The following is a 24,436-nucleotide window of genomic DNA, read 5'->3' on the forward strand; positions in this document are numbered from 1 at the left end:
TCAAATTACTAATGAGGTGATTTTTAAATACGCCATTATAAAACAAGAAGTGCTACCGGAATTACAATTTCTTGTCCTGCAAGGCAAAAACGCTCTTAAGCAAACCAGAAGTTCTGGAGCTGAGGTCTGTTCTAATATTTTTTTCTTCGACCGCTATCATTTTAAAAACGCCATTCATTGCCTGATTAGTCACATAATCAGTTAAATCTGGGTTTACTTTACTGACAAAGGGAATACTATTGTATTTGGTGATAATATTTGTCCAGACTTTGTCGGCCCCTACTTTATCGAATGAATTTTTAATCACGGGATTAAACTTTCCGTACAAGGCAGTCGAAGTGCTGTTTTGCAAATAAGTGGTGGCTGAACTCTCATTTCCCATCAGGATACCACTTGCGTCGGCAAAGCTCATGTTTCTTACTGCATCGACAAATATGGGAGTTGCTTCTTTTACGGCATCTTCGGCAGCGCGGTTCAATACCATAAGGCCTTCATCGGCCAATGAGCTAAGGCCAATTTTTCTCAGTCGGGAGTCTACTTTTCTCAACTCTTCAGGCAGTAAAATTTTTACGGCTTCATTCTTATAAAAGCCGTCTGTCGCGGTCAATTTAGTTACCTGTTTAGAAATTCCGTTATTCAGCGCTTCTTTTAGGCCTCCCGAAATGTCGACCTTTCCTAAGCCGTTGGTTTGTGGCAATTGATTCACAAGCTGCTGCATACCAGCGCAACCAAAAAAAGAAAATACTGCTGTTAAAATTAAAATTTTTTTCATAGTGATCGTTATATATAATTGTTTTGCCTTTTACCGAACGTCTCGATTTAATAAAATCATTTAGTCCAAAAATAGCGCCATTTATTTTCAGGAGCATATATTTTATTACATTTATCCAGACTAGTCCCGCTGTCCGCTTTATCAATCCCGTTAAAAAACGGGATGGGATGCCACTCCCATCGGGGCTAACTAAGATTACTTTTGCTTTTTTATCAACATCTGCGAGGAACGGCGGGCAATCATTAAAAAAATTTGTAAATTGCAGCAGTAAAATTATCATATCCTCAAAATGAAACCACAAACACCTTATATCCCTAAGAATAAAGTAAGAATTGTTACTGCAGCTGCTCTTTTTGACGGTCATGATGCAGCCATAAACATCATGAGAAGAATTATCCAATCGACAGGTGTTGAGGTAATCCATCTGGGCCACGACAGAAGCGTTGATGAAGTCGTTAACACAGCTATTCAGGAGGATGCTAATGCAATTGCTCTGACTTCTTATCAAGGAGGTCATAATGAGTATTTCAAATACATGTATGATCTGCTTAACGAAAAAGGAGCAGGTCACATCAAGATTTTTGGTGGTGGAGGTGGGGTGATTTTGCCTACGGAAATCGCTGAATTACAAGATTACGGAATCACACGAATATATGCACCAGATGACGGTCGTTCGATGGGGTTGCAAGGGATGATAAATGACTTGGTGGAACGTTCTGATTTTCCTACGGGAAATAAATTGGGGGATGAAGTCAGTCAATTGGAATCTAAAAACCCAACAGCCATTGCAAGAATTATTTCTGCAGCTGAGAATTATCCTGAAATTGCAAAACCTGCCATGGACGCCATCCATAAAATGAACGAGAACTGCAAAACGCCGGTTCTTGGAATTACAGGAACTGGAGGCTCGGGTAAATCTTCGTTAGTGGATGAATTAGTTCGTCGTTTTCTAGTTGATTTTCCAGAGAAGACCATTGGTTTAATCTCTGTAGATCCATCCAAACGTAAAACTGGAGGAGCTCTTTTAGGAGACAGAATTCGTATGAATGCCATTAACAACCCTAGAGTGTATATGCGCTCATTGGCAACCCGTCAATCTAATTTGGCTTTGTCAAAATATGTCGCTGATGCCATCCAGGTTATCAAGGCAGCAAAATACGATATTATTATCCTTGAAACTTCAGGGATAGGTCAGTCAGATACTGAAATCATGGATCATTCTGATGTTTCATTATATGTAATGACACCTGAATTTGGTGCGGCAACTCAATTGGAGAAAATCGACATGCTTGATTTTGCCGATTTAGTAGCGCTGAATAAATTTGACAAACGAGGGGCTTTAGATGCTATTCGGGATGTAAAAAAACAATACCAACGCAACCATAATTTATGGGACGCGAATACGGATGAAATGCCTATTTTTGGAACCATTGCCTCACAGTTTAATGATCCAGGGATGAATACGCTTTACAAAGCGATCATGGATAAAATCGTCGAAAAAACAGATTCTGATTTAAAATCTACTTTTGAAGTGACGCGTGAAATGAGCGAGAAAATTTTCGTTATTCCACCACATAGGACACGTTATTTATCTGAAATTGCAGAAAGCAACAGAAAGTACGATGAGACCGTCGTGAGCCAACAAAAAGTGGCTCAGAAACTATATGGTATTTTCAAAACAATTGAATCTGTATCAGGTAATGTTCCCACTATCAATAAGGCTGGGATTGATGATAGCTCCGTGTATCCAAGCGCTATTAAAGAACAGGACGAAAACAATATTTTTCTAAACCTATTGCTAAATCAATTCGATAAAGTAAAAATGGATTTGGATCCTTATAATTGGGAAGTAATTCTGACTTGGGACGAAAAAGTAAACAAATACAAAAACCCAATTTATTCCTTCAAGGTAAGAGATAGGGTAATTGAAATAAATACGCATTCAGAATCATTATCTCATTCTCAGATACCAAAAATTGCGCTACCTAAGTATGAAGCTTGGGGTGATATTTTGCGCTGGTGTCTGCAGGAAAATGTGCCTGGAGAATTTCCATATACATCCGGTTTGTATCCTTTCAAAAGGGTAGGAGAAGATCCTTCCCGAATGTTTGCCGGAGAAGGAGGGCCAGAAAGAACAAACAAGCGTTTTCATTACGTAAGTGCAGATGTACCCGCTAAACGTTTGTCTACCGCTTTTGATAGTGTGACTTTGTATGGCAATGATCCAGATCTTCGTCCAGATATCTATGGAAAAATTGGGAATGCTGGTGTGTCAATTTGTTGTTTGGATGATGCTAAAAAACTGTATTCTGGTTTCGACTTGGTTCATGCTCTGACTTCGGTGAGTATGACTATTAATGGTCCAGCACCGATGTTACTTGGATTTTTTATGAATGCGGCGATCGATCAGCAATGTGAGCATTATATTAAGGAAAATAATTTAGAGAAAGAAGTTGAGACTAAAATCAAAGCAATATATAAACACAAAGGAGTCGATCGTCCAGCTTATAATGGAGATTTACCGATAGGTAATAATGGATTAGGATTGATACTTCTCGGAGTAACAGGAGATAAGGTGTTGCCTTTGGATGTTTACAATGCAATAAAAGTAAGAACGCTTTCCCAAGTTCGTGGAACCGTGCAGGCCGATATTTTAAAAGAAGATCAGGCGCAAAACACCTGCATTTTCTCTACTGAATTCGCTTTGCGATTAATGGGAGATGTACAGGAATATTTTATCACTAATAAAGTAAGAAACTTTTATTCGGTCTCAATTTCAGGATATCATATCGCTGAAGCGGGAGCCAATCCAATTACGCAATTGGCATTTACACTTTCTAATGGTTTCACTTATGTGGAGTATTATTTAAGCCGCGGAATGGACATCAATGATTTTGGACCTAATTTATCCTTCTTCTTCTCGAATGGGGTAGATCCAGAATATGCAGTAATCGGTCGTGTGGCGCGTAAAATTTGGGCTAAAGCGATGAAAACTAAATACGGAGCTAACGAAAGAGCGCAAATGTTGAAATACCATATTCAAACTTCAGGACGTTCTTTGCACGCTCAAGAGATTGATTTTAATGACATTCGTACTACCTTACAAGCTTTGTATGCCATAAATGACAACTGTAACTCTTTGCATACCAATGCATATGATGAGGCAATTACAACACCAACTGAGGAATCGGTGCGTCGCGCGATGGCTATTCAGCTGATTATCAATAAAGAGATGGGCTTGTCTAAAAATGAAAATCCAATTCAAGGTTCTTTCATAATCGAAGAATTAACAGATTTAGTAGAAGAGGCTGTTTTATTAGAATTTGACAGAATAACCGAAAGAGGAGGAGTACTTGGTGCTATGGAAACCATGTACCAACGTTCTAAAATTCAGGAAGAAAGTTTGTATTACGAGACCTTGAAACATTCAGGTGAATTACCAATTATTGGAGTAAATACCTTCTTGAGCTCAAAAGGTTCACCAACCGTAATCCCTGCTGAGGTGATTCGTGCAACGGAGGAAGAGAAAAAATTCCAGATTAAAACTTTAGAAAACCTTCAGAAGGCTAATGCTACAGAAGTACAACAGCAACTGGAGGCCATTCAGGACGCAGCCATTAAAAACGAAAACTTGTTTGATCACTTGATGACAGCCACCAAGGTATGTACCCTGGGACAGATCACTTCGGCTCTTTTTGAAGTGGGTGGTCAGTACAGAAGAAATATGTAGTACCATAGCCGCTTTTTGTCTTGCAAAGAGGAAGTTAGTCACGTTTCTTCCTGCGTAGCGAGATTAATTTATAGTTTAAAAGATCCTTCAGTGATGAAGGGTCTTTTTTTTGCGGTTTATTCTAGATTCGATGATCTTAACATCGACAGCTCAATTTTTTATGGAGTTTTATAACCTGAACGAAACTCAACTAGAGAAGTAGAAACTTATTTTGCAGATCCTTTTGACCAAAGACAAAGCAAAGACTTTTATCTCAAAAAAGGCATAACCGTTATTTTGCCAACTAAATATGTTTGATGATCAAAATGATGTAATACAAACATTAATAAATTATAAATCAATAAGTTAACAAGACAATGGTTGCTAATTATTTGTTTGTGTAAAGGCTTTCTTAGCTAGGTCAGTTTCTTAACGATAAAAACGGAATCTCATCTATTTGAGCTGTGATTTTTTCTTATTTTTTTGATTAATAGCTAACTTTATTAAAGTCAAAAACCATTGGAGAGCGATGTTATTCTACAGGTTTTTTTGGTCAGTGGAAGGATTTAAGTATCATTAGCTACGATGCGGATTCTTTTCGATGATGGAGTACTTCACAGCGGTTTTGTGAAGATGGATTTATTATTGGTTTGCATACCCGAATCTTAAATTACCTACTTAATATAACTTATGGTGTAAAAATATTATTATTATGGAGGAAAGTACTATTACTAAGCTTTTGGAAGTCTTGGCTCACAATATAAGGTGGTGCCTATTTTCAAAAAAAACTGTTTCTAAATTAAATTTATTAAAATTTGAGGTTAGAACGATTTTGCCATTTATTTTTATGGCAATTATGACGGTGGGCTACACGGTAGATGCACAAAATATTCAAGGAATCGCACCCGTAGAAACTCCTAAACTAGGTTTTGGGGTTGATGGTAATGCTTGGGCTCATGAACCGATAAGTAATATCTATTTAAATGTGGGAGACTGGTTTGATTACCTTTACAATACTGATGCTAGTCATCTTGAAAATCATGGTTTGTTTACAACGGATGGAAATCTGCTTTACAAGCCACTCACTCAGCCCGGCCCACCTGCCCCTGCTGTTATCCAGCCGGTGCCAGTGACCTATTTCTTAAAAGATCCCTATACTAGTGATCCAACCATCTTCACTAAGTCTAATAAAATAAATGACAACCCTAAAACCTATACTTGGGGTTCGGGTTCTTCTCCTAATAAAAATGAAATCCAAAATGCGGCTGCTCATTTTAGTTATGGGGATTCTACTATACGCAGTGGTGATGGTACCGGGCCTTATGGTAGTCCTGATGATTTATGGTGTCTTTTTGCAGCTGATAGGCAGGTAATTAATGGGAGTAGTTATATTGATTTCGAGTTTCTGCAAGCTCCATTAAAATTGACAGGTGATGTTCAGTATGGCTCCGTAGATCCTCTCACTAATATTAGGCCAATTATCGGCGGCAGTGGCGGATTTAGTAGTGGTTTTACTCCTGGAGAACTCGATGCTACTGGTGGTCGTACACCAGGTGATATTTTGGTCACCATCGAATTCACTCAAGGAGGTGGCGAAGCTAATGTTGTGATTAGAAGTTGGTCAGAAATAACCCCTGGGGCAGGGATGTATCAGTATGTAATTGTGTCAAACAGTGCTGATGGTATTCTAGGTAATATTTTTTGTACCAATAATGACGTACAAACTAATGTTCCTTTTGACGTATATGGAAGTGGTTCTAGTGGTATTTATGAACCTAATCAATGGGCTGAGGGAGCTGTTAATATTACCCAAGTTTTCAAATATTATCAAAAGCCATGCTTTGTATTGAGTACTTTGTTCATTAGAACACGGTCTTCAGGAAGTTCAGATCAATCTGAGTTAAAAGATTTTCCTGGCGCTCCTATTCAATTGAATTTGAATTTTATACCTGATGCTCCAGCTACCACTTCAGCCACAGTATGTGGTCCTAGTGGCGTTGTTAATCTATCAGCAAGTGGTTGTCCAGGTGGCACTTTGAAATGGTACACTACTGAAACAGGCGATGTAAAAGTAAATGAAGGACTTACATATTCCCCAACTATTTCTTTAACTACTAGTTATTGGGTAAGTTGCACGAATGCTAAAGGTTGCGAGGGTCCGAGAGCCGAAGTTACGGGAACGTTGAATACAATTACCCCTGGTTCGATATCTGGAGATCAAACACTTTGTTCGCCATTTGATCCATCAGCCTTTACAAGTACTACGCTTGGTTCAGGAGGTGGAGTTATTACTTACCAATGGGAAAGTAGTACTACAAGTGCTGTAGCAGGATTCAGTAATATAGGTGGCGCAACTTCTGCTGCTTATGATGCTCCAGCTGTTGCTGTAACCACATGGTTCCGCAGAACAGCTATCAGCACATTAAACACAGTGCCTTGTTCTGATTACAGTAACGTTTTGGTTGTCACACCAAATGCAGTAGCTCCAGGAGCAATTGCAGGAAACCAAACATTATGTACTCCAGCTGACCCAGCAGCCTTTACAAGCACAACAGCTGGTTCTGGCGATGGTGTAATTACATACCAATGGCAAATCAGTACAACAAGTTGTGATACAGGATTTAGTAATATAGGCGATGCAACTTCGGCTACTTATGATGCGCCTACAGTTACTGGAGCTACCTATTTCCGTAGAGTAGTTACATCAACGCTCAATGGTGTTCCATGTACGGCAAATAGTAATTGTTTGACAATAACACCAGAGGAGATTCATCCTGGAGAGATTGCAGGCAGTCAAACGCTTTGTGCTCCATTTGATCCTGTAGCTTTTACAAGCGTAATTCCTGGTTCAAATAATGGAGTAATTACGTATCAATGGCAAAGCAGTACTACTAGTGCTGTAGCAGGATTCAGTAATATTGTCGGCGCAACTTCTGCTACATATGATTCTCCAGCTGTTGCTGTGACCACATGGTTCCGTAGAACAGCTACAAGTACACTAAATACAGTACCTTGTTCTGACTACAGTAACGTTTTGGTGGTAACACCAAATGCAATAGTTCCCGGAACAATATCTGGAGATCAAACACTTTGTTCACCATTTAATCCATCAGCCTTTACAAGTACTACGCTTGGTTCAGGAGGCGGAGTAATTACGTACCAATGGCAAAGCAGTACTACTAGTGCTGTTGCAGGATTCAGTAATATAGGCGGCGCAACTTCTGCTACATATGATGCACCAGCTGTTGCTGTAACCACATGGTTCCGCAGAACAGCTATCAGCACATTAAACACAGTGCCTTGTTCTGATTACAGTAACGTTTTGGTTGTCACACCAAATGCAGTAGCTCCAGGAGCAATTGCAGGAAACCAAACATTATGTACTCCAGCTGATCCAGCAGCCTTTACAAGCACAACAGCTGGTTCTGGCGATGGTGTAATTACATACCAATGGCAAATCAGTACAACAAGTTGTGATACAGGATTTAGTAATATAGGCGATGCAACTTCTGCTACTTATGATGCGCCTACAGTTACTGGAGCTACCTATTTCCGTAGAGTAGTTACATCAACGCTCAATGGTGTTCCATGTACGGCAAATAGTAATTGTTTGACAATAACACCAGAGGAGATACATCCTGGAGAGATTGCAGGCAGTCAAACGCTTTGTGCTCCATTTGATCCTGTAGCTTTTACAAGCGTAATTCCTGGTTCAAATAATGGAGTAATTACGTATCAATGGCAAAGCAGTACTACAAGTGCTGTCGCAGGATTCAGTAATATAGGCGGTGCAACTTCTGCTACATATGATTCTCCAGCGGTTGCTGTAACTACATGGTTCCGCAGAACAGCTACAAGCACACTAAACACAGTGCCCTGTTCTGATTACAGTAATGTTTTGGTAATAACACCTAATAACGTTAGTTCTGGTTCCATAACTGGAGACCAAAAAGTATGTATAGGTGACGATCCTGCAGCATTTATAAGCACAACAGCTGGAACAGGAAGCGGTGCCATTACGTACCAATGGCAAAGTAACACCACAGGATGTGGTAGCGCTTTTACTGATATTGTAGGGGCTACATCAGCTACTTATGATCCAGGTGTGGCATCAGTTACTACTTATTATCTTCGCGTGACCAAAAGCACAGTTAATGATGTAATTTGTTCTGCAAATAGTAATTGTTTGACTGTAACTGCTGAAATTTGTTCGAAGGCTATTTGTACCTATACTCAAGGCTATTACGGTAATCTTGGAGGTAAATCATGTGCTCCTTACTTGGGAGGTAACTTTGGTCCATACACGACCTTAGAACTTATCGAAAGAGCTTTAAGTTCTTATAACGGAGGTTTAATGACAATTGGTTCGCTAGGAAATACTGTGGTAATTAATAATACATCTGCAGATAGAATGGCTATTATAAACGTTTTACCAGGTGGCGGAAGTAGTTATGTGTTATCTAATGAAAACTCCATAAGTTCTCTTCCTTATTTGTCTAAAAATGGTAGAATCAACAATACTTTATTAGCTCAAACTATCACTTTAGGTCTTAACATAGGTATCAATGCTTCGCTTAGTGATTTTGTATTACAAAGTGGAATTTTGGTGACAGCAGACCCAGAAGGTGGATGTGGATCTGAGACTGCAAAAACACGTATCTGTAATTATACTGATGGAATCTTAACAAGCGTAACTAATGACTATCACTATTATTCTATAGATGCTAGTGTTATTAATGCTATTGATGGAGATAAAACGGTTCAAGGATTATTTAAATTAGCAAATAAAGCTTTAGGTGGAGGAGACACAAATGGTGTTTCACTTTCTAATATTGCTTCAGTAGTTGATAAAATTAATAATGCCTTTGATGGTTGTAAAATATTTATGGGTTATGACGTTGCGAGATGTCTAACTGACGAACCAGGTTCTACATCTGTATCTACAACTAGTAAAACAGTAGATATTGAACTTGCCGGTTTTACCGCTAGTCCAGTTCCTTTTAAAGATCAACTGACTGTTAAATATGATTTTGATTATCAGTCTGATGTGAAAATTGAAGTTTTCAATTCACAGGGAAACAGAGTTCTTTCAAAAGCAGATACAAATAGTTACTTGGGCAAGGAAGTGAGACTTAACCTTGATGTAAACAGAGGCCAAGAACAGGTATATGTTATCAAACTGACCACTAATCAAGGAAGCAGTACTAGAAAAATAATGTCTTCCAGATAAAATAATTCATTAATTTACATAAAAAAAATGCGGAAAATATTTTCCGCATTTTTTTTATTTATATGTAAAAATTAAACTACTTGCTGGTGTTTCCCTTCTTTAATTTCTTCTACTAATTTTTTATTGAAAGCTGGTAAGTCATTAGGATTTCTACTTGTAACTAATCCTTTGTCTACAACAACTTCTTGGTCATGCCAATCGGCTCCGGCATTTATTAAATCAATTTTTATGGAAGGATAAGAAGTCATTGTGCGACCTTTAACTAGTCCAGCGCTAATTAAAATTTGTGGACCGTGGCAAATTGCTGCTACAGGCTTCCCCGCTTTAAAAAAATCTTTTATAAAAGCCAAAGCATTTTCATCTGTTCGTAATATATCTGGATTGATAACGCCCCCAGGTAAAACTAGAGCATCATAATCAGCAGCTTTAACATTCTTTAATTCTTGATCAACTTTATAATCTTTCCCCCATTCAGTAGAAGCCCAGGATCTTATGCTTTCGCTTTCTGGACTTACGATTTCGGCTTTCCAACCTTGTTTTTCTAAATATTCTTTAGGTGAGCTTAATTCAACTTCTTCAAATCCATTTGTTGCTAAAATAGCTATTCTCTTTTGCATAATTTTGTAATTTTGATTTATGTTACTTTCATAAAATTACAAATTATAGTAGGGGACAATTCATAAATGTGTATTAAAATAAACATAATTTTTTTCAAGATGCTTTGATAGAAGCTGTCCTTTAATGGAATAATTTACTTAATTCCGGATATTTTTAAATACCCAATATGCAACACGTCTTCTAGCAGATTCTCCTCCGATTTGCTGATTTTTAAGGTGTAAAGCTCTTTCAACTGGCTATTTAATATGTCGGTTACCTTATAGAGGTTATCCACATCGATTCCGTATTTGTCGTCGATATGGGAGGCGCCGGTTCCCTTGAAACCGCAATGCTTGAAGAAGCTGCTCTTTTTGGCTTTTTTGGATGCCAATCCCATACTTTGGGCAACAGTCAGGATTTTATAATGGTACTCTTCAAACTCATTTTCCTTGTAACCGCCCAAGTTGATGAAAAATAAATGGTCTAAACTGTCATTTTCAAACGCTTCTTTGGCTGTAATTTCTATTAAAAAATTATCAACCACGGTAACTTCGCGCCAGGCATCGATGTGGATTCGTCCTTTGGCTTCAGGCCAAAAAGCTTTCATTTTCGGGATCATTTCTTTCAAGGAAGAACCAATTCCAAAAAAAATATCATGTTGCTCGGTAAGGCGGCCAGCAGGTGTACAGCCTAACATGAACATATATAATTTCATTTTATTTTCCATCTTTCAAAGCTACATTATTTTCCCAAAAGAAACTTTGGCACAGTTAATGAATATCTGAAAACAAAGAAACAAACAATATTAAAATCATGAAAAAAATAAATACAACTTTAGCCATAGCTGTACTGTTTGTTTTGCAAAGCTGCACTACATCAGGTTATTTCGAAACTGCCCCTATTACAAGAAATGAAGTTTTTGAAGTAACAACTTCGTTTAATGCTAGTAATAATTACGGCAGGTTGATAAGCTTTAATCAGCCAATTTATTCATCAGACGTAGTTTTAGTCTATCGATTAGCGGGTTCGAATTTTCAAGGGGATGTATGGGAATTATTGCCTGAAACCTATTACTTTAGTAATGGAGCACTGGATTTTGGTTATAAATTCGATTATAGTAATAAAGATGTAGACGTATATATGATAGGTAGTGATCTGCAATCCGTGACTGCTGAATATAGATACAACCAGGTTTTGCGAATTGTAATAGTGCCGGCTAGTTATGCTAAAACAATAAATAAAAACAGTTATTCTGATGTGATTACTGCTTTGAATATTAAAGACAGCCAGGTTCAGAAGATTAATTTTTAATATGAAATATTAAAAAAAGAGAGCCGAAAGGGTTTCTTTTTTTGTAACTTTATAATTACGAGATTAACTGCAGAACAACCATTTATAAAATTAATTTTGCTGCAATCGATGGGTATTAAAATTAATAACAAACTTTAAAAAAAAATAGATATGAGAAGGATTAGTACATTTTTAGCAATTATTGGGATGATTGTAATTTCAAGTTGTGAAGGACCACAAGGTCCTCCAGGATTTGATGGCTTTGACGGGCAGGATGGATTGATAGCGGAAGTGTTCGAGGTTACGACTTCATTTAATTCAGCTAACAATTTTAGCAAATTAGTAGGTTTAAATCCAACTATTTACTCCTCGGATGTGGTATTGGTCTATAGATTAGTTAATGTTTTTCAAGGAAAAGATGTATGGAAATTATTGCCTGAAACCCATTACTTTGATGATGGAACAAGGGACTTTGGATACGAGTTCGATTTTACAATTAGTGATGTTAATATTTATATGGTTGGCAATAATTTAGGAACGGTTGCAGATCAATTTAGATTAAATCAGGTTCTTCGCATTGTAATAGTTCCAGGGAGCTTTTCTGCTTCCATAAATAAAAATAATTATGCTGATGTAGTTACAGCTTTGAACATAAAAGAAAGCCAGGTTCAGAAGGTTAACTTTTAAGAAAGTAAAAATGAAATAAAAAAAAGGAACCTTTTATCGGTTCCTTTTTTTATGCTGTAAATGTAATGAGAGTTCTTTGTTAACTATCTTTCGTAGTATCTTCCAGTTTACTCATTCGTAGTGAAACTACTATTCCTACTAAAAGTGATAGTGCAATAAAAGCTAGCGATGCCCATTCTGGAATTTCTACAATTTCATGAAGCAACATTTTGAGTCCTACGAAACTTAATATAGCGATTAGGCTAAATTCTAAATAGCTGAATTTTTGTAACATATTTGCCAAGAAAAAATACATGGAGCGCAAGCCTAATATGGCAAAAATATTAGAACTAAAAACTAGAAACGGATCGCTAGTTATGGCTAAAATGGCTGGTACGCTGTCAATAGCAAAAACGACATCCATGACCTCAATTACTACTAATGCAACAAAAAGTGGGGTTGCTGCAGTAATGTGACGCCTTTTTACGAAGAAATGTTCCTGGTCGATATGATTTGAGATTGGCATTATCTTTTTAAGACTTTTAAAAACAAACGATTTCTTAGGTTCGAATTTTTCATCTTCATTGGTAAACAACATTTTCATTGCCGTGAAAATCAGGAAGAAACCAAAAACATACGTAGTCCAGAAAAACTTGTTGATCAGCATAACGCCAAAAAAGATCATCAAGCCCCTGAATATGATCGCCCCAAGTATGCCCCAAAACAAAACCCGATGTTGGTATTTTTGCGGTATTTTGAACGCCGAAAAAATAATAGCGATAACAAATATATTATCTACACTTAGGGATAATTCTATTAAATATCCAGTAATGAATTTGATCGATGCCGCAAGCGGTTTCAAGTCGTCCGGATTCGCGATATAGTTATTGTCATAAATCCAATAAATCACGCCAGAAAACAAAAAAGAGAGTGTTACCCAAATAGAGGTCCACTTCGAGGCTTCTTTTGTGCTAATGATGTGAGGTGTTTTATTGAAAACACCCAGATCCAGAGTAAGAAATATTAAAATGACAATAAAGAATGAAATCCAGACAACCATAAATCAGTTTATTAAAAGTTGTACAAAGATACTTTTTGATTTATAAATGCACTAAATTTTAGCAGTAAGTTGAAAGTAAACTTAATGTATAAAAAAAGTGCCATCGTTGTCAATGGCACTTTTTAATTCATTCTGAAAGATTTTCTACAAGGCAGATTTAACTGTAGTAATAATTCTCGCTGCAATTTTGTAAGGGTCTCCGTTTGAAGCTGGTCGTCTATCTTCTAACCAACCTTTCCATCCTTTTTGAACGGTAATCAATGGGATTCTTATTGAAGCACCTCTATCAGAAATTCCGAAAGAGAAATCATTTATGGAAGCTGTTTCATGTTTACCAGTCAAACGTTGGTCGTTATAAGCTCCGTAAACAGCAATGTGTTCTGCAGTTACTGGTCTGAATGCTTCACATATTTTTTCGTAAGTCTCTTGTGAACCACAAGTTCGCAATACTTCATTAGAGAAGTTCGCATGCATCCCAGAACCATTCCAATCTGTATCTCCAAGCGGTTTTGGATGATATTCAATATAGTAGCCATATTTTTCAGTTAAACGATCAAGTAAGTATCTAGCAATCCAAATTTCGTCTCCTGCTATTTTTGCGCCTTTTGCAAACAATTGAAATTCCCATTGTCCACATGCCACTTCTTGATTGATACCTTCGAAATTTAAACCTGCAGCAATACATAGATCTGCATGCTCTTCGACTAAATCTCTACCATGGGTATTCTTTCCTCCAACTGAGCAGTAATACATTCCTTGTGGAGCTGGATAACCTCCAATTGGAAATCCTAATGGTAATAATGTTTTAGTATCCATTATGAAATACTCTTGTTCAAATCCAAACCAAAAATCACCATCGTCATCAATAGTTGATCTACCATTTGAAGGGTGAGGTGTTCCGTCCGCATTCATAACTTCAGTCATAACTAGAAAACCATTAAGACGAGTAGGGTCTGGGTAAATAGCAACGGGCACTAGTAAACAATCAGAAGAACCTCCTTCGGCTTGTCTTGTAGATGAGCCGTCAAACGACCAATTTCCCAATTCTTCTAATGTTCCTTGAAAGTTTTCATGTTCTTCTACTTTGGTTTTACTCCTAAGGTTTTGTGTTGGTTCGTATCCATCTAACCAGATGTACTCTAATTTTATTTTTGTCATAATGATGTAATTTAATTTTTTGTTGCTGTAATTTTATGCAAATATAAAAATGTTTTTAAATGCGGTAAAAATACGGGGGGGCTTTTGTCTTGATTAACGTTATTTTTATGAAAACCCTATCTTTTATAGGGTTGAATTTTTAAATTATCAAATTACAGGCTTATTTTTAAGCTTTATTCATCCATAAATCTGGGTTTTTTATTTACTATTCATTATATTTGTAAAAAAAATCATGTCAACAATTCGTTTCCAAGCTTTGAGAGAAGCATCAACCAGAAAGCCAGTTAAATTTGAAGAAGCTGGTAAAAAGTCAGTTCTTTTCGGATCAAATGTGTTTAATGATAAAGCAATGAAGCAATATTTGACTTCAGATGCTTTTAAAGGAGTACAAGGGGCGGTTCAGCATGGAACTAAAATAGATAGAAAATTAGCGGATTATATCGCAATGGGTATGAAAGAATGGGCTCTGTCTAAAGGAGTAACCCATTATACGCACTGGTTTCAACCTCTAACTGGATCGACTGCTGAAAAACATGATGCTTTCTTTGAAACATCTTATGATGGTAGCGACCCTGTTGAAAAATTTGGTGGTGCACAATTGATTCAACAAGAACCAGATGCATCTAGTTTTCCAAATGGAGGAATCAGAAATACATTTGAAGCTAGAGGATACACTGCATGGGATCCTACTTCTCCAGCATTTATACTAGGAACCACTTTGTGTATTCCTACGGTTTTTATCTCTTATACTGGAGAAGCCTTAGATTATAAGACACCTTTATTGAGAGCTTTACAAGTAATGGATGATGCTGCTACGGAAGTGTGTAAATATTTTGACAAAAACGTAAAGAAAGTAACTGCAACCCTAGGTTGGGAGCAAGAATATTTCTTGATTGATAGAGCATTGGCTAATTCTCGTCCAGATCTTATGATGACTGGAAGAACTTTGTTAGGTCATACTTCGGCAAAAGGACAACAATTAGACGACCATTATTTTGGTTCTATTCCTACTCGTGCTTTAGTTTATATGAGAGATTTGGAACAAGAATGTATGTTACTGGGAATACCAGTAAAAACACGTCATAATGAAGTAGCACCTAATCAATTTGAATTTGCACCTATTTTTGAAGAGACAAACTTAGCAGTAGATCACAACTGTCTGTTGATGGATGTGATGGAAAAAGTGGCTGAACGTCATGACTTAAAAGTATTGTTCCATGAAAAACCTTTCAAAGGAGTAAACGGTTCAGGAAAGCATAATAACTGGTCATTAGCAACAGATACAGGGGTTAATTTATTGAGTCCAAGTAAGACGCCAATGAGTAACTTGCAATTCTTAACTTTCTTTATCAATACCATAAAAGCGGTACATGATCATGAATCGTTGTTAAGAGGTGCTATTGCAACTGCAGGAAATGACCATAGATTAGGGGCAAATGAAGCACCACCAGCAATTATCTCCGTGTTTATTGGCGAGCAATTGACAAAAGTTTTGGCTGAATTAGAAGGCGTTACCCCAGGGAAATTGTCTCCAGAAGAAAAAACAGATCTAAAATTAAACGTAGTAGGTAAAATTCCAGACGTTCTTTTGGACAATACGGATAGAAACAGAACATCACCTTTTGCTTTTACAGGTAATAAATTTGAGTTTAGAGCTGTAGGTTCTAATTCAAACTGTTCTAACTCAATGACTACTTTGAATGCTATAGTTGCTAAGCAATTAAGAGATTTCAAAGTTGAAGTTGATGCTCTGATTGAAACTAAAGAAATGAAGAAAGATGACGCCATCTTTAATGTGTTAAGAGAATATATCAAGCACTCTAAGAAAATTCTTTTTGAAGGAGATGGTTACAGTGAAGCATGGGAAAAAGAAGCCGAAAAAAGAGGTTTAAGTAATTTCAAAACAACTCCTGAAGCATTAAAAGCAAGAGCTTCTAAAGAGGCTTTAGATTTGTTTTCTGAGTTGGGAATCATGAACCACATTGAGGTGGAAGCGCGTTACGAAATTGAATTAGAAGAGTACACTAAGAAAATTCAAATTGAAGGTAGAGTTTTAGGTGATATTTCAACAAACCACGTTATTCCTACTGCTATTCGTTACCAAAATACTTTGATCGAAAACGTAAAAGGATTGAAAGATATCTTTGGTTCTGATTTTGAAACTATCGCAAAAGAGCAAATCATTTTAATAAAAGATATTTCAAGACATATCGAAGGAATCAATTCTAAAGTGCTTGAGATGACAAATGAGAGAAAGAAAGCTAATGTTTTGACTGACGGTCAAGCAATGGCTGAAGCGTATTGTAATAACGTAAAACCTTATTTTGAAATCATTCGTGAGCATTGTGATAAACTAGAGCTTTTGGTTGATAATGAACTTTGGACATTGACTAAATACAGAGAATTGTTATTTACTAAATAATAACTAATCTATTTTTAATAAAAAATGCCTATTTGTTTCAGATAGGCATTTTTTATTGGTGCTAACTTAAGGCCGTTTAAAGTGACTTATAGCTATTTTTTATACTTGTATAAGAGAATCATTTTAGACCTGCTAAAGAAATTTAATTACGAAATGGAAGTTGGTTGGATTTAATTTGGACAACGAAATAAAAAAATAAATTGCTTAAAAGAGTTTCATAAAAGAGTAAACGGAATCTTTTTAGTTGTTTTTCAGAGACAATTTTATTCTAAAAGATCAAAATTTAAGTGCTAAAATGGTAAAATTAGCATTTGACACTCCATTTTATTTTTTGAGGATTGTTTTTAAAAAGTAGCGCTTTTAAAAACAAAATACAACCGTAGTATATTTCTGTAAAGCATAGCTGTGTATGGCTTTTTGGCGAGTAAAAATAGTTTTATTGTAATTAAAATCCTGTTTATTAGTGTTTTTAAAATACAAAATTTCTTATAATAAAATTAACTAAATGCCTTATTAGATAGGGCTTAAGGGCTGTTTTTGATTTAAAAATAAGTATATTCTTACTAATATTTTCTGGTCGTGCGTTTAAACAGAATAACGAGCACCTTGTCGAAAAGTTCATTTAAATACTAAAATAATTTAGGTCGTTCTTTAAAGTTGTGCTTTATTTGTAACAGAAAGAAACGGAATAAGTGTAAGACTTTATTTATTTTTTGCCCTTAAAAATTGTGTTTTCCCCAAATCATATTTTTTAAAACCTTCATAATAAAATGTAATATAACCAATTAAATATATTTATTATGAAGAAAGTTTTTTTAAGCGTCTCCGCGATGCTATTAGTAGGTTCAGTAGCTATGGCTCAAAACAACGACAGTAAAGTTAGTCAAACAGGTGACAACAACAGAGGTAATGTTCAACAAACTGGTAACAGTAATGACGCCGATGTTACACAAATTCAAGATGGTAATGCGTCTGATGTTTATCAGGTAGGAAACTGGAATGATGCTACAGTAGGACAAGATGGTATGGATAATGAAGCTTTGATTAGACAAGGTAGTCATGCAAATGATGCAACTCAAACTCAAACAGGGAATGACAATCTTGCTAAAATCTGGCAAAATGACGCTCAAAGTTCAGGACATGATGAAGCGGTTCAAACTCAAACGGGTGATAACAACATTGCACTTGCTGATCAAGGAACAACAGGAAATAGACTTCCAGAAAATCCTCCTTTTACTGATGCTCAAGAAGCAGCTGCGGATCTAGTAACTGTTCCATTTGCTTCTCATAGATCTAATGAAGCTTACCAAACACAAGATGGGGATTATAACTATGCTTATGCTAGCCAAGGTGGTGAAGACAATGTTTCTACACAAACTCAAAATTCTATTGGGGTAGCAATGGATGATACAATGATAAATGAATCATCTCATTACCAATATGGTGACGATAATGTTGCAACTTCTACTCAAACAGGTTCTGATTTAGGAACAGCTACTCTTCAAATTGGTACAAATAACACTGATACTGTAATACAGTCTGGTAATGGTCATAGAAATGTTTCTTATTCAAATGGAATGGGTAACAATATAACTGTGGGTCAATACAACTAATTAGTAGTTTATTTCTAAAAAGTTGGGATGGTTGTATTGTTCAGCTATCCCAATTTTTTTTAAGCCAAAGTGTAGTCCAAGAACACTTTTCAGTATGTAAAACTTACTAAAGATATAAATCACTTATCATGAAAAAAATAATTTTCAGCATTTTAGCCCTGCTTTCGATAAGTGTGGTGGCGTTTGCTCAGAACAATGACAGTAATGTGAGCCAGACCGGAAATTCTAACGGTGCATATGTGGATCAAATGGGAGGTACTCAGGTAGCTCAAATTACTCAAATAAATAATGGAAATTCAGCAACTGTAGATCAGGGAATTAATCCTTCAAACAGTCGCTTTTCTTTTGGTAATCTTGCCGAAGTATCTCAAAACGGAATGGATAATACCGCTTATATTTCACAAAACAACTGGAATAACGAGGCTTATCAAACTCAAACTGGGAATAATAATAGTGCTACTATCTGGCAGGATGAAATGGGATCTTCTAGTGTGGGTGATGTGAGTAGAAGAGGAAAAGGAGGAGATGATCACAAAAAACCAAAAGGAGGACCTAAAAAAGACAATGATCATAGCGAGGATGAGGATGAAGATGAAGATCACAGTGGAGTTGAAATTCCTAATTCTGGAGGAGTTTTTGGAGGCGATTTGGCGGTGCAAGAGCAAACAGGAGATGATAACCAAGCAACTGTTGATCAAGGAACAACAGAGAATGAAAAACCTTCCTCTTCTACTTTTACGAGAGAACAAATAAATGCTGTCGATGGCTTAAACGTTCCTTATTTGGATCATGGTAATAACGAAGCCCGTCAAATACAAGATGGAAATTGGGGATATGCTTATGCCAGCCAAGGAGGTACCGATAATTATTCTCGACAAACTCAAATTGGAGCCAACGGTATTTCAGAAGGGAATCGAAATGGATCGTATCACTATCAATATGGTCAAGGAAATTTAGCAATATCTTATCAAGATGGGATGAATTTAACCGAAAGCACCTTGCAAATTGGTTCAAACAATACAGCCAATATTCAGCAATATGGTTCTGGTCATGTTAGTGTTGCTTATTCTAATGGTGATGGTAATACCATTATGGTTAGTCAGCAAAATTAAGAAGTTAATCTAATCAATAAATTAGGATAGGAGATTTAATTTACTATCCTGATTTTTTTAAATCACGAAAACATGAAACTATTTTGTTTAAACATCTTTTTTTGCCTGTTTTTTTCTACTGTAGTTTTTTCACAGGAAGAAGAAGAAAATGCAGGTTTTAATCAGTATAGCTCTTCTGTTTTTAATTCTAAGAAAAACACCTTGCATTTTATTTCAAGTTTGAAAGAAGAGCAGACGAAAGGAACTGTTTCTGGTTCAAATTTCAGTTTGGTTATAATTGACCAAGTGGGCCAAAATAATTATGTCAATACTAATTTAAAAGCACCCTATATCAATCTTAAGGTGACTCAAACGGATGATAACAATGAATTTATATTAGACAAACAAGCTAGTAGTATTACCCAAGAAGTTTACCAAAATGGTAGAAATAACAGCATCAGAGATTTTTCGTTAAGGATGAATGAGGAGGTTAATACCGAATACATTCAGCAAGGCGACAATCAAAAGATTGAGATTATTGGAAGTAATTCACTTTCTAAAAGCATGAAAGTAATTCAATCTGGCAATGGGGCATCTGTTATTATTGTCAATCAATAAAATTAATATGAAACTTTTTTATTACCTCTTTACTTTTATTCTTTTTTTTTTTCAAATCAGTTTTTCTTATGCCCAGTTGAGTAATACTGTAGTAAAAGCAAAGATTCAAATGGAAGAAATAGAAGGGAATATAAGAATAACAGGAACTGCTGAGAATTTATCGGAGATCATTCAGAGTTTGACCTATAAACTATCAGTTATAAAACAGCATTCAAATAATAACTCTACTAATGCTCAGGAAGGAATTTTTACTTTGGATCCCGGCGAAATTAAAAATTTATCCAGCACTCAGATTAATATTTCTAAAGACGATGAGATTATCGTTTTACTACTTTTTTATGATGAAAATAAAAAATTAATTGGAAAGGATAGAGTGGTCCTTGGCAATGAAAAAAAAAGGAAGAAAACAGGAGCCTCCCCGTTGACGGATTTGTATTGACAGGTATTATTTCTGATGATACTAAAACCAAGGTAGGAAAGGATTTTTACGATTACTATTACTACGAATACAATCAAAAAAATATTGATTCAGCGAAGATTGTTTCTATAATCGAGGAATTGAGTTTTGGTCGAAACACTAAAATTAGTATTAGTATTGAAAACGTAGTCATCTACGAATTTTTGACGCGGCCAGACGAAGCATTTCTAACCGCTGTGGCTAAAGAATCTGTCAATGCGACGTCAGTATATTTTAGAAATTTAGAAAAACAAAGTAAATATTTCACTCAATATTAATTTTACTATAAATGCTATGAAGTTTTTAATTATTTCAATTCTCCTTTTTGTTTCTACTTCATTGAGCGCCCAGGACTTGGTTTATAAGCCTCGTAATCCAGCATTTGGTGGTGATACTTTCAATTATCAGTGGCTTTTAAGCTCAGCGGAGTCGCAAAATAAATTAAAGGAGAATGCTAGTAATATCAGTACTGCAAAAACAGAATTAGAACGATTCACTGAAAACTTAAACACCCAATTACTGAGTCAAGTATCCCGCTCCTTGTTTACGCAACAATTTGGAACCGGAGGAATTTCAGAGGGTAGCTATAGTTTTGGTAGTTTATCTGTAGAAGTTTATCCTTCAGAAGGAGGCTTAATAGTTGACATTCTGGATACTAATACCGGTGAGCAAACCCAAGTAATCATCCCAAAACAATAACATGAGAATCCAATTTTATTTGATTATACCCTTCCTTTTTTTATTTTTTGGATGTGGAGCCTATTACAATCAACCCACAGGGGTAGAAAATGCCATTATTGGAGAAACTACTCCAGCAACTTCACTCTTGAGAGCACTCCCAAAACCTAAAACTCCAATTGTGGTTGGGATTTATAAATTTAGAGATCAAACAGGTCAATACAAGGCTGCCGAGAATGGAAGTACCTTTAGCACGGCTGTTACCCAGGGCGCAACTTCTATCTTAATTAAGGCATTGGAAGATTCCAATTGGTTTGTTCCAATTGAGCGTGAAAATATAGGGAACTTACTCCAGGAACGGAATTTGATTCGTTCCACCAGACAGGAATACACCAAAAATGCCAATCCAAATGAACCACAACTTACGCCTTTGCTATATGCTGGAATCTTGCTCGAAGGCGGTATTGTTTCGTATGACTCCAATATTATAACGGGTGGTTTTGGTGCGCGCTATTTTGGCGCTGGAGGTTCAGTCAAATACAGACAAGATCGGGTGACTATTTATCTTAGAATGATATCTACATCAAATGGAAAAATTCTAAAATCAGTTTATATTTCCAAAACTATATTATCACAAGCGGTGGATCAAAGTTTGTTTAGATATGTAAATTTCAAGAGACTATTAGAAGTTGAAACAGGTTATACTACAAATGAACCGGTACAAATGGCCGTGACAGAGGCTATTGAAAAAGCGGTTTCTTCACTTGTTTTGGAAGGAATTAAAGATAAAATTTGGGAAGCAGATATTCCTAAAGAAGAAGTAGTTTCGTTATTGGCCAAATTCGAAGCCGAAAAAGCAGAAGCCGATGTAAAAGGAATCTATGATCGAACTTTAATCGCCAGAAGGTCTCGGTTTGCTATGGAATTTACAGGAGGTCTTACATTGATGGATGGGGATTATGCCAATCCATTATTGCGACCTATGGGTCGCGGAGCGTTAAAATACTTTTTTACTCTAGGATTTAATTTGAGTGCTTCTACTAATGTGATTAATCTTGCGAATAAAGAGCGTTTGGATGCGGGTTATATTACTTACGATCTTAACGCAGAATTTATTTTATTACCAAAAGATAAATTAAGCCCCTTTGTTTTTGGTGGAATTGGGTATGGGATGAATAAGAATTTCGAAAACTTACATTTCAAATTTCAATATGGTGCAGGTCTGGAATACATGGTTTCTAAGAAAGTTGGAATTAAATTATATGCAGAGCACAACCTTAATTTTAGCGATAATATTGATTATATCAAACGAGGAGTGCGAGATGATTATTATTATCGATTTGGTTTCGGATTAACCTATTACTTTTCTAATAAAAAAAGCAATGTGTTTAAATAAATAGAGGTTAAAACCAATCTATTCTAACAAATATAGCAGCAATAAATCTTAATTCAATTATAATGAAAAATATATGTATCCAATTTAGTTTCTTTCTTTTAATAATGCTTTCTTCTTGCAGTGAGGAGAAAATTACTGGAGAAGACTTTGGTGTAATTGAAGGTAAAGTGGTTAGTGCTGTTACTTTTGAGCCTATGGAAAATGTAAAAGTATTTTCCAACCCAAATTCTAGTATTGTTTTTACAGATGTGGAGGGTAAGTTTACGATTCCTAGCGTAAAAGTAGGTCAGTATTCTGTTGAAGCTCAAAAAGAAAATTATATTACAAAATTTGAGTCGGCAACGGTCAATGTTAATGGAACTACTACTATTGTTTTTGAACTCAAGCTTTCCACAACAAATAATAAACCTCCTTTGAGCCCGGTTTTAGTTGCACCAACTGATAATGCTTTGAATCAAAATTTAGATCAAAATTTGAGTTGGACCGGATCTGATCCTGAGGATGATATTTTGACTTATGAAATTACGCTAAGAAATGATACGAATAGTGACGTTGTTGTTTATTCTAATATAGCGGAATCTAACTTTAGTTTGTCGGAGCTTAAATATAGCACCAAATATTATTGGCAGGTTTCCGCCTCTGATGGAGTGAGTCCTGCTGTCTTAAGTGTAGTATATTCCTTTACAACAACTTCGTTTCCGAATGATCGTTATTTATTTGTGAAAAAGGCAAATGATAATAATGTGATTTACTCAGGGAATGACGCTGGAGAGCAATTGCAACTGACTAATTCAAATACGAATAGTTGGAGGCCCCGAAAAAATACCCAAGCTAACAAAATTGCTTTTATTAGAGCAAGTGGATCTCAGAATCATATTTACACGATGAATCCAGATGGCTCTGGAATATTTAAAGTTACAAATGCAGTTCCTATTGCCGGCTTTAATTCAGAGTTTATTAATTTCTCTTGGAGTGCTGACGGCAGTCAGATCATATATCCTTTTTTTGATAAATTATACAGGATAAACAGTAATGGAACGGGTTTGACAGAAATTTTTAAAACACCAGATGGTAAATTTATTTCAGAATGTGATTGGAGTTTTGATAATACTAAAATAGCATTGAAAGTGAACGATGCTAGTGGCTATAAAGCAGAAATTTATGTAATAAATACTTCAGGAGTAATAACAAATCGGGTTGTTTCGGGAATAAAAGGGGCGCTGGGAGGATTGAATTTTTCAGTGACGGGCCAGAAGATAATATTCACTGACGATAAATCAGGATTTGAGGACCCTAGTTATAGACAGCTAGATACACGTGTGTACGAACATGATTTTCTTACAGGTCTGACTTTGGAAATTGGATTAGAAAAACCGGCAGGAAGTTTAGATTTGGATGTGCGCTATTCTCCAAGTGAGGCAGCACTAATTTTAACAAATACATCTAATGATGGGTTGTCAGTAAAAAACATTGTAGTATTTAAACCGTCTAATAGCGGAGAAGATGCAAGTCGCGTAATTATTTTTCCTAATGCCAGTATGCCAGATTGGGAATAAAAAAAGAAGGATTGTAATTTATAGATGCCTATTCATTTTGGATAGGCATTTTTTTGGTGCTAATTTTTTTTGTAGGGCTGGTTTTTCATAAAACACTTCCTAAATCACAATAGGCAAAACCGA

General features: G+C 36.0%; 18 protein-coding genes. 13 read left to right on the forward strand and 5 right to left on the reverse strand.

Annotated elements, in window-relative coordinates; all coding sequences use genetic code 11:
- Positions 1-61 precede the first annotated feature (61 nt).
- Entirely contained in the window at positions 62-772 is a 711-nt protein-coding gene (locus ACEN2H_RS06015) for a DUF4197 domain-containing protein (protein WP_441731386.1), read from the reverse strand.
- A gap of 289 nt (positions 773-1,061) precedes the next feature.
- Here ACEN2H_RS06015 and ACEN2H_RS06020 point away from each other — a divergent pair, with 289 nt between their 5' ends.
- Positions 1,062-4,502 carry a methylmalonyl-CoA mutase family protein gene (locus tag ACEN2H_RS06020; protein WP_441731388.1) on the forward strand — a complete coding sequence of 1,147 codons (3,441 nt, stop codon included), beginning with the start codon at positions 1,062-1,064 and terminating at the stop codon, positions 4,500-4,502.
- A 691-nt stretch (positions 4,503-5,193) separates the two neighbouring features.
- Positions 5,194-9,711: a T9SS type A sorting domain-containing protein gene (locus ACEN2H_RS06025; protein WP_441731390.1), complete on the forward strand. Its 4,518-nt coding sequence runs from the start codon at positions 5,194-5,196 to the stop codon at positions 9,709-9,711.
- Positions 9,712-9,782: 71 nt separating this feature from the next.
- On the opposite strand, the gene ACEN2H_RS06030 is transcribed toward ACEN2H_RS06025, so the two are convergent.
- Together ACEN2H_RS06030 and ACEN2H_RS06035 are read right to left on the reverse strand one after the other, a co-directional pair.
- Entirely contained in the window at positions 9,783-10,328 is a 546-nt protein-coding gene (locus ACEN2H_RS06030; RefSeq protein WP_441731392.1) for a type 1 glutamine amidotransferase domain-containing protein, read from the reverse strand.
- Between the two features lie 134 nt (positions 10,329-10,462).
- Positions 10,463-11,023, reverse strand: coding sequence for a DUF1543 domain-containing protein (locus tag ACEN2H_RS06035; protein WP_441731394.1), 561 nt, complete (start codon positions 11,021-11,023; stop codon positions 10,463-10,465).
- Between the two features lie 98 nt (positions 11,024-11,121).
- Here ACEN2H_RS06035 and ACEN2H_RS06040 point away from each other — a divergent pair, with 98 nt between their 5' ends.
- Entirely contained in the window at positions 11,122-11,619 is a 498-nt protein-coding gene (locus ACEN2H_RS06040; protein WP_441731396.1) for a hypothetical protein, read from the forward strand.
- A gap of 150 nt (positions 11,620-11,769) precedes the next feature.
- Positions 11,770-12,285 carry a hypothetical protein gene (locus tag ACEN2H_RS06045; protein WP_441731398.1) on the forward strand — a complete coding sequence of 172 codons (516 nt, stop codon included), beginning with the start codon at positions 11,770-11,772 and terminating at the stop codon, positions 12,283-12,285.
- Between the two features lie 79 nt (positions 12,286-12,364).
- Here the strand turns inward: ACEN2H_RS06045 and ACEN2H_RS06050 are convergent, their stop codons facing one another.
- On the reverse strand, positions 12,365-13,324 hold the full coding sequence (locus ACEN2H_RS06050; protein ID WP_441731399.1) for a TerC family protein: 960 nt from the start codon (positions 13,322-13,324) through the stop codon (positions 12,365-12,367).
- Positions 13,325-13,468: 144 nt separating this feature from the next.
- Entirely contained in the window at positions 13,469-14,482 is a 1,014-nt protein-coding gene (locus ACEN2H_RS06055) for a glutamine synthetase beta-grasp domain-containing protein (protein ID WP_441731401.1), read from the reverse strand.
- A 232-nt stretch (positions 14,483-14,714) separates the two neighbouring features.
- On the opposite strand from ACEN2H_RS06055, the gene ACEN2H_RS06060 reads away from it, so the two are divergent.
- The 9 genes from ACEN2H_RS06060 to ACEN2H_RS06100 all read left to right on the forward strand — a co-directional run bounded on the left by ACEN2H_RS06060 (position 14,715) and on the right by ACEN2H_RS06100 (position 24,313).
- Positions 14,715-16,904, forward strand: coding sequence for a glutamine synthetase III family protein (locus tag ACEN2H_RS06060; protein WP_441731403.1), 2,190 nt, complete (start codon positions 14,715-14,717; stop codon positions 16,902-16,904).
- Positions 16,905-17,704: 800 nt separating this feature from the next.
- A complete protein-coding gene (locus tag ACEN2H_RS06065) occupies positions 17,705-18,517 on the forward strand; it encodes a hypothetical protein (RefSeq protein WP_441731405.1) in 813 nt (270 codons plus the stop codon).
- A gap of 128 nt (positions 18,518-18,645) precedes the next feature.
- Positions 18,646-19,629 carry a hypothetical protein gene (locus tag ACEN2H_RS06070; RefSeq protein ID WP_441731407.1) on the forward strand — a complete coding sequence of 328 codons (984 nt, stop codon included), beginning with the start codon at positions 18,646-18,648 and terminating at the stop codon, positions 19,627-19,629.
- Between the two features lie 72 nt (positions 19,630-19,701).
- Positions 19,702-20,226 (forward strand): hypothetical protein, encoded by a 525-nt coding sequence (locus ACEN2H_RS06075; protein ID WP_441731409.1) that lies wholly within the window; start codon positions 19,702-19,704, stop codon positions 20,224-20,226.
- 109 nt (positions 20,227-20,335) lie between these two features.
- Positions 20,336-20,665 carry a curli-like amyloid fiber formation chaperone CsgH gene (csgH, locus tag ACEN2H_RS06080; protein WP_441731411.1) on the forward strand — a complete coding sequence of 110 codons (330 nt, stop codon included), beginning with the start codon at positions 20,336-20,338 and terminating at the stop codon, positions 20,663-20,665.
- Entirely contained in the window at positions 20,662-20,961 is a 300-nt protein-coding gene (locus tag ACEN2H_RS06085) for a CsgE family curli-type amyloid fiber assembly protein (RefSeq protein WP_441731413.1), read from the forward strand. The genes csgH and ACEN2H_RS06085 overlap by 4 nt, the downstream gene beginning before the upstream one ends.
- Positions 20,962-20,977: 16 nt before the next feature.
- Complete coding sequence (locus ACEN2H_RS06090) at positions 20,978-21,382, forward strand: curli production assembly/transport component CsgF (protein WP_441731415.1); 405 nt, start codon at positions 20,978-20,980, stop codon at positions 21,380-21,382.
- A gap of 1 nt (position 21,383) precedes the next feature.
- Entirely contained in the window at positions 21,384-22,757 is a 1,374-nt protein-coding gene (locus ACEN2H_RS06095) for a CsgG/HfaB family protein (protein WP_441731417.1), read from the forward strand.
- A gap of 62 nt (positions 22,758-22,819) precedes the next feature.
- Entirely contained in the window at positions 22,820-24,313 is a 1,494-nt protein-coding gene (locus ACEN2H_RS06100) for a carboxypeptidase regulatory-like domain-containing protein (protein ID WP_441731419.1), read from the forward strand.
- The last annotated feature ends 123 nt before the right edge of the window (positions 24,314-24,436 follow it).

The sequence above is a fragment of the Flavobacterium sp. W22_SRS_FP1 genome (assembly GCF_052113685.1).
Taxonomy (GTDB): Bacteria; Bacteroidota; Bacteroidia; order Flavobacteriales; family Flavobacteriaceae; genus Flavobacterium.

Excerpts from the sequence above, each read along its gene's own strand:
- ACEN2H_RS06015 (WP_441731386.1), bottom strand. The coding sequence starts at position 772 with ATGAAAAAAATTTTAATTTTAACAGCAGTATTTTCTTTTTTTGGTTGC.
- ACEN2H_RS06020 (WP_441731388.1), top strand. The coding sequence starts at position 1,062 with ATGAAACCACAAACACCTTATATCCCTAAGAATAAAGTAAGAATTGTT.
- ACEN2H_RS06025 (WP_441731390.1), top strand. The coding sequence starts at position 5,194 with ATGGAGGAAAGTACTATTACTAAGCTTTTGGAAGTCTTGGCTCACAAT.
- ACEN2H_RS06030 (WP_441731392.1), bottom strand. The coding sequence starts at position 10,328 with ATGCAAAAGAGAATAGCTATTTTAGCAACAAATGGATTTGAAGAAGTT.
- ACEN2H_RS06035 (WP_441731394.1), bottom strand. The coding sequence starts at position 11,023 with ATGAAATTATATATGTTCATGTTAGGCTGTACACCTGCTGGCCGCCTT.
- ACEN2H_RS06040 (WP_441731396.1), top strand. The coding sequence starts at position 11,122 with ATGAAAAAAATAAATACAACTTTAGCCATAGCTGTACTGTTTGTTTTG.
- ACEN2H_RS06045 (WP_441731398.1), top strand. The coding sequence starts at position 11,770 with ATGAGAAGGATTAGTACATTTTTAGCAATTATTGGGATGATTGTAATT.
- ACEN2H_RS06050 (WP_441731399.1), bottom strand. The coding sequence starts at position 13,324 with ATGGTTGTCTGGATTTCATTCTTTATTGTCATTTTAATATTTCTTACT.
- ACEN2H_RS06055 (WP_441731401.1), bottom strand. The coding sequence starts at position 14,482 with ATGACAAAAATAAAATTAGAGTACATCTGGTTAGATGGATACGAACCA.
- ACEN2H_RS06060 (WP_441731403.1), top strand. The coding sequence starts at position 14,715 with ATGTCAACAATTCGTTTCCAAGCTTTGAGAGAAGCATCAACCAGAAAG.
- ACEN2H_RS06065 (WP_441731405.1), top strand. The coding sequence starts at position 17,705 with ATGAAGAAAGTTTTTTTAAGCGTCTCCGCGATGCTATTAGTAGGTTCA.
- ACEN2H_RS06070 (WP_441731407.1), top strand. The coding sequence starts at position 18,646 with ATGAAAAAAATAATTTTCAGCATTTTAGCCCTGCTTTCGATAAGTGTG.
- ACEN2H_RS06075 (WP_441731409.1), top strand. The coding sequence starts at position 19,702 with ATGAAACTATTTTGTTTAAACATCTTTTTTTGCCTGTTTTTTTCTACT.
- csgH (WP_441731411.1), top strand. The coding sequence starts at position 20,336 with ATGGAAGAAATAGAAGGGAATATAAGAATAACAGGAACTGCTGAGAAT.
- ACEN2H_RS06090 (WP_441731415.1), top strand. The coding sequence starts at position 20,978 with ATGAAGTTTTTAATTATTTCAATTCTCCTTTTTGTTTCTACTTCATTG.
- ACEN2H_RS06095 (WP_441731417.1), top strand. The coding sequence starts at position 21,384 with ATGAGAATCCAATTTTATTTGATTATACCCTTCCTTTTTTTATTTTTT.
- ACEN2H_RS06100 (WP_441731419.1), top strand. The coding sequence starts at position 22,820 with ATGAAAAATATATGTATCCAATTTAGTTTCTTTCTTTTAATAATGCTT.